This is a genomic window from Vibrio sp. 2017_1457_13 (assembly GCF_030851525.1).
GTDB lineage: Bacteria > Pseudomonadota > Gammaproteobacteria > Enterobacterales > Vibrionaceae > Vibrio > Vibrio metschnikovii.
This window is the reverse complement of sequence record NZ_VHTA01000026.1, coordinates 1-5,431: the sequence shown is the minus strand read 5'-3', so window position 1 is coordinate 5,431 and position 5,431 is coordinate 1. Positions and strand designations below refer to the sequence as shown.

Sequence of the window (5,431 nt, the reverse complement as noted above, 5' to 3'; positions counted from 1 at the left end):
GTCTCTCGATAGAGGAGCCACACTTCAATCGAACTATCAGATAGAGAACTTTAGTTGCAGCTAAAGTCTGGGTCTCACTTTACCCTGATTCGTTAGTTATTATCCATACAAACGCTTCAAGAGGGACAGCCAACGCGTGGCATTTTTACTATGCGTTGGTTTTTGTGGTTACGGTGTTATACGGAAAGTTCGTAGTAGCGTTGGCTGCCCCTTAAGCGGGCGTTAGCATTCAATGGAGAAATACATGTCACAGCTAGTTTCAGAGGTCTGCCATTGTTCACAATGTCACGCAGATACAAATCATGTGGTTGTTTTGGTTAGAAAGGAAAGTCCATTTAAAGACCAACCGAATAGTAAGTTGAAAGAATTTTGGCATGGTGCAATTAAAGGTTGGTTCCTTGGAGCTTTTGTCGCTGCTATGGATGATTTTTCTCGCCATCGTGTATGTGAAGCATGTGGCCACAAAGAAATAGAAGATTGATAGCAGCAATTTTTTATGATATTGCTTTAAATGCCATATAATTCATAAGTTTATGTCTTTCGACCAGTAGGGAAAGTGGGCAAGAATGCTAACAAACGGTTCAAGAGGGACAACCAACGCGTGGCATTTTTATTATGCGTTGGTTTTTGTGATTACGGTGTTATGCGGAAAGTTGGTAGTAGCGTTGGTTGCCCCTTAACCGGGCGTTAGCCGACATCAGAATGTTGAGTTATGGAGAATAAAGTGAATATAAGGAAAGCGATCAAGCAAGACTCTGATAAGTTACTAGAACTTATTGCACACAAAGCCGAGTTTGATCGAAGTATGAAAGGATTTAATGGTGAAATCTCTACGACCAAAGAGAAGATTGAACGTACTTTATTTGGTGATTATCCGTTTGCTCATGCTTTGCTATTAGAAGTCGATGGGGAAGTTCAGGGATTCGCTTTATTTCATTACCGTTATTCTTCTTTTCGTGGTGAGCCTTCAATTTGGCTTGATGACTTACTAGTTATTGGTGAGCATCGGTCAAAGGGATACGGTGCTAAACTTATGCATGCATTGAAAATGGAAGCTAAAAGTTCATTAACTTCTCATATTTCATGGACAGCTAGTCCATACAACGTAAGAGCACACGAGTTCTACAAGAAGTTAGGAGCAGCAGTTGAACGAATGGATGGTCTTCGTCCGTATTTTAATTGGGCAATGTACGGCTAACAAGGCGTTCAAGAGGGATTCGCAACGCGCGGCATTTTCATTATGCGTTGATTTTATTGGTTTTTAGTGCAATGCGGTGAGCTGGTAGTTGCGTTGCTCACCCCTTAACGCGGCGTTATGCTTTATTGAGCCTCAGCAAAATCAATATATAAATTTTAATGGGAAAACTTAGTCTGATTTAGAAGTTTTCCTATTCTAATTCATTGATATTATGAGTTTATTTTTCTTTTTTGTGGTTATTAAAAGTTGAACGATGCTTTTGTTTTTTTGTCGGGTTTTGCTCTGATAAATTGTGTACGCAAAAGGTTCGATTGTTGCTGAAAGGTTTCTTTCTTTGGTGTTGTTTGCTCATTGATTCCGCTGGCTATTTCGCTTCAGCATGTTTGGGATCTCATGAACATCTTACTTGCTGACAGTGTTTGGTTAGCGCAAGTTTATCTATGATTGTGCGCTTTTTTCCGGCTCTGCTCTGATAAATTGTGTACACAAAAGGTTCAATTGTCGCTGAAAAGTCTCTTTCTTTGGTGTTGTTTGCTCATTGATTCCGCAGGCTATTTCGCTTCAACTTATTTGGGATCTTATCGGCACCAATGATTGCTGAAAGTAGGCAAGTTTATCATTTTGAGTTAAAGTGTCTTTAACCAATGAACATTGTAAAAGTTCAATATAATCAATAGGTAATAAAGCATAACAAACGCTTCAAGAGGGACTTCCAACGCGCGGCATTTTTATTATGCGTTGGTTTTTGTGGTTACGGTGTTATGCGGAAACTTGGTAGTAGCGTTGTCAGCCCCTTAAGCGGGCGTTATGCTTTATTGAGCCTCAGCAAAATCAATATATAAATTTTAATAGGAAAGCTTGGTCTGATATTAGCGGTTTTTCATCCTAATTAATTGATATTATGAGTTTATTGTTCTTTTTGGTGGCGATTGAAAGTTGAACGATGCTTTTGTGTTTTTGTCGGGTTTTGCTCTGATAAATTGTGTGCGCAAAAGATTCAATTGTCGCTGAAAGGTCTCTTTCTTTGTTGTTGCTTGTCCATTGATTCCTCAGGCTATTTCGCTTCAGCATGTTTGGGATCTCATGAACATCTTGCTTGCTGACAGTGTTTGGTTATCGCAAGTTTATCGATGTTTGTGCGCTTTTGTCCGGCTCTGCTCTGATAAATTGTGTACGCAAAAGGTTCGATTGTTGCTGAAAGGTCTTTTCCTTTGATGTTGTTTGCTCCTTGATTCCGCAGGCTAATTCGCTTCAACTTGTTTGGGATCTTATCGACAACAATGATTGCTGAAAGTAGGCTGGTTTGTCATTTTGAGTTAAACTGCTGCGAACAAATGAATTTTGTAAAAGTTCAATGTAATCAATAAGTAATAAAGCATAACAAACGCTTCAAGAGGGACTTCCAACGCGTGGCATTTTTATTGTGCGTTGATTTCGGTGGTTACGGTGTTATGCGGAAACTTGGTAGTAGCGTTGTCAGCCCCTTAAGCGGGCGTTATGCTTTATTGAGCCTCAGCAAAATCAATATATAAATTTTAATGGGAAAACTTAGTCTGATTTAGAAGTTTTCCTATTCTAATTCATTGATATTATGAGTTTATTGTTCTTTTTTGTTGCTATTGAAAGTTGAACGATGCTCGTGCTTTTTTTAGCCAACTCTGCTCTGACAAATTGTGTGCGTAAAAAGTTCGATTGTCGCTGAAAAGTCTCTTTCTTTGTTGTTGCTTGTTCATTGATTCCACCGGCTATTTCGCTTCAACTTGTTTGGGATCTCATTGGCATCTAGTTTGCTGACAGTGTTTGGTTAGCGCAAGTTTATCGATACTTTTGCGCTTTTTTCCGTATCTGCTCTGATAAATTGTGTACGCAAAAGGTTCGATTGTTGCTGAAAGGTCTCTTTCTTTGGTGTCGATTGTTCATTGATTCCGCAGGCTATTTCGCTTCAACTTATTTGGGATCTTATCGGAACCAATGATTGCTGAAAGTAGGCAAGTTTATCATTTTGAGTTAAAGTGCTGCGAACAAATGAACTTTTTAAAAGTTCAATGTAATCAATGAGTAATAAAGCATAACAAACGCTTCAAGAGGGACTTCCAACGCGTGGCATTTTTATTATGCGTTGGTTTTTGTGGTTACGGTGTTATGCGGAAACTTGGTAGTAGCGTTGTCAGCCCCTTAAGCGGGCGTTATGTGCTTCAAGGATAAACAATATGAATTACGATGACTTTTAATGAATTTTGCGGCTCTTTCCCCGCTACTAGTCATGTTGTTCAATGGGGCAATTCTGATGTATGGAAAGTAGGCAATAAGGTATTTGCGGTCGGAGGTTGGATCTCTGACGGGAAATCGGCATTTACTTTTAAGGTGTCAGACCTGAACTTTGATTTTCTGAGTAATTGTGATGGTTACAGATCAGCACCATATTTTGCTAATCGAGGAATGAAATGGATTCAGCAAACTGAAACGGGAAGTCGCCTTGATGATGAGTTACGTTATTATCTATATGAATCCTATAGAATTGTTTCAAGTGGTTTAAGTAAAAAGAAGCAGGCTGAATTAGGGATTCTGTGTCAATCTGAAACACGCACATAACAAAGCGTTCAAGAGGGATTCGCAACGCGTAGCATTTTCGTTATGCGTTGATTTTATTGGTTTTTAGTGCAATGCGGTGAGTTGGTAGTTGCGTTACTCACCCCTTAACGCGGCGTTATGTGAATAAGTAAGGATACATGAAAGTATGGCGATTGATCATTTTGCACGTGCTAAAAAGGCATGGCCAATTTTAATTAATAGGGCACAAACGACTTGTGAGCCATTTACCTACAAAGAGATAAGTAATTTAATTGGTCTTCATCATCGAGCTGCCCGTTGGTTTCTCTCAGAGATTCAGGAGTTCTGTAATGAAAATGAGTTAGCTCCTTTGCAAGCTCTCGTTGTTAACAAGAGAACTCGATTGCCAGGAGAGGGTTATTACGGCTCAGCGATTACACCTGAAGCTCATAGAAAAGCACTTAAAAAGGTACGGAAGGAAAAGTGGGCAAAGGTAAAGTTCAATAGGCGCTAGGAGTATTCACATAACAAACAATTCAAGCAGACCCTCAACGCGTAGCATTTTCGTTTTGCGTTGAGTTCGGTGATTACGGCGTTATGCGGAAAGTTGGTAGTTGCGTTTCGGGCTACTTAATTGGGCGTTATATTTTTATTCATAGTATAGGAGATACCAATGGCTCATATTCCAGAAGAAGCGCATGTTGTTGCCTACTATTTGGCAAAATTTCCAGATTCATATAAAAATCTTGAGCCTAATAAAAATATGACGAATTTGCTTATTAGTTACTCTCGATTCTTTTTTATGCCAGATAGTTCATTAAAGAGACTGCGAGATGAGTACGATGCTTTTTTTCCTCATAGAGCAGGATATAAAGGTGCTGATACGAGAGCGTCTCGTGTAAAAGTTAATGAGTCTCTTAAAAATCTTAGTGAGTCTGAATTGCATAAAATAGTACTAAATATTGTAAATGAAGACTCAGCCGTATTACCTGATATTGAGACCGACACGCCTTTGTGGGAAGGGAAAAGGGTTCAAGTTCTAGTCAATAAATTTGAAAGAAATCGGTATGCACGTGCCGCTTGTATTGAACATCATGGGTTAAAGTGTCAATGCTGCTCCAATAATATGGGTGAAATTTACGGGGCAATTGCTGAAGGTATTATTGAGGTACACCATATCAAACCTATATCCGAAATTGGTGTTGATTATCAAATTGATCCCATCGCTGATTTAGTTCCTCTTTGCCCGAATTGTCATAGAGTTGTGCATAAACGAAACCCGCCTTATACAGTCGAAGAAGTGCGGTCAGCGTTAAGAAAAATATAACAAACTGTTCAAGAGGGATTCGCAACGCGTGGCATTTTTACTATGCGTTGGTTTAAGTGATTAAGGTGGTATGCGGCGGCATCGGTATTGCGTTGCTCACCCCTTAACAGGGCGTTATACGCCAATCAAATATTGAGCATCAAAAAGGACTTAGCGTGGAAGAAATTAAGGGAATAATCGACTTTATGATAGAGGTCGAGAAGCTTAAATCGATAGAACGACAAACTAAACCGTAAGCGCATCATAAACCCCGCATTCTAATCGTCTATCCCGAATAATAAGATCAAACCTCCAACCCAAAGGAGATTTGAAATGGCCAAACGACGCACTAACCAAGAATGGCGAACCCTGTTCGA

General features: G+C 39.5%; 4 protein-coding genes and 1 pseudogene. All 5 read left to right on the top strand.

Annotation, left to right across the window (positions count from 1 at the left end; all coding sequences use genetic code 11):
* Positions 1 to 244 precede the first annotated feature (244 nt).
* Positions 245 to 481 carry a hypothetical protein gene (locus tag FKN88_RS17225; protein ID WP_158137023.1) on the top strand — a complete coding sequence of 79 codons (237 nt, stop codon included), beginning with the start codon at positions 245 to 247 and terminating at the stop codon, positions 479 to 481.
* A gap of 231 nt (positions 482 to 712) precedes the next feature.
* Complete coding sequence (locus tag FKN88_RS17220; protein ID WP_306687764.1) at positions 713 to 1,198, top strand: GNAT family N-acetyltransferase; 486 nt, start codon at positions 713 to 715, stop codon at positions 1,196 to 1,198.
* A 2,210-nt stretch (positions 1,199 to 3,408) separates the two neighbouring features.
* A pseudogene (locus FKN88_RS17215) lies at positions 3,409 to 3,790 on the top strand (MmcQ/YjbR family DNA-binding protein).
* Positions 3,791 to 3,935: 145 nt separating this feature from the next.
* Positions 3,936 to 4,262, top strand: coding sequence for a hypothetical protein (locus FKN88_RS17210; RefSeq protein ID WP_306687762.1), 327 nt, complete (start codon positions 3,936 to 3,938; stop codon positions 4,260 to 4,262).
* 159 nt (positions 4,263 to 4,421) lie between these two features.
* Positions 4,422 to 5,075, top strand: coding sequence for an HNH endonuclease (locus FKN88_RS17205; RefSeq protein ID WP_306687761.1), 654 nt, complete (start codon positions 4,422 to 4,424; stop codon positions 5,073 to 5,075).
* Positions 5,076 to 5,431: the final 356 nt, after the last annotated feature.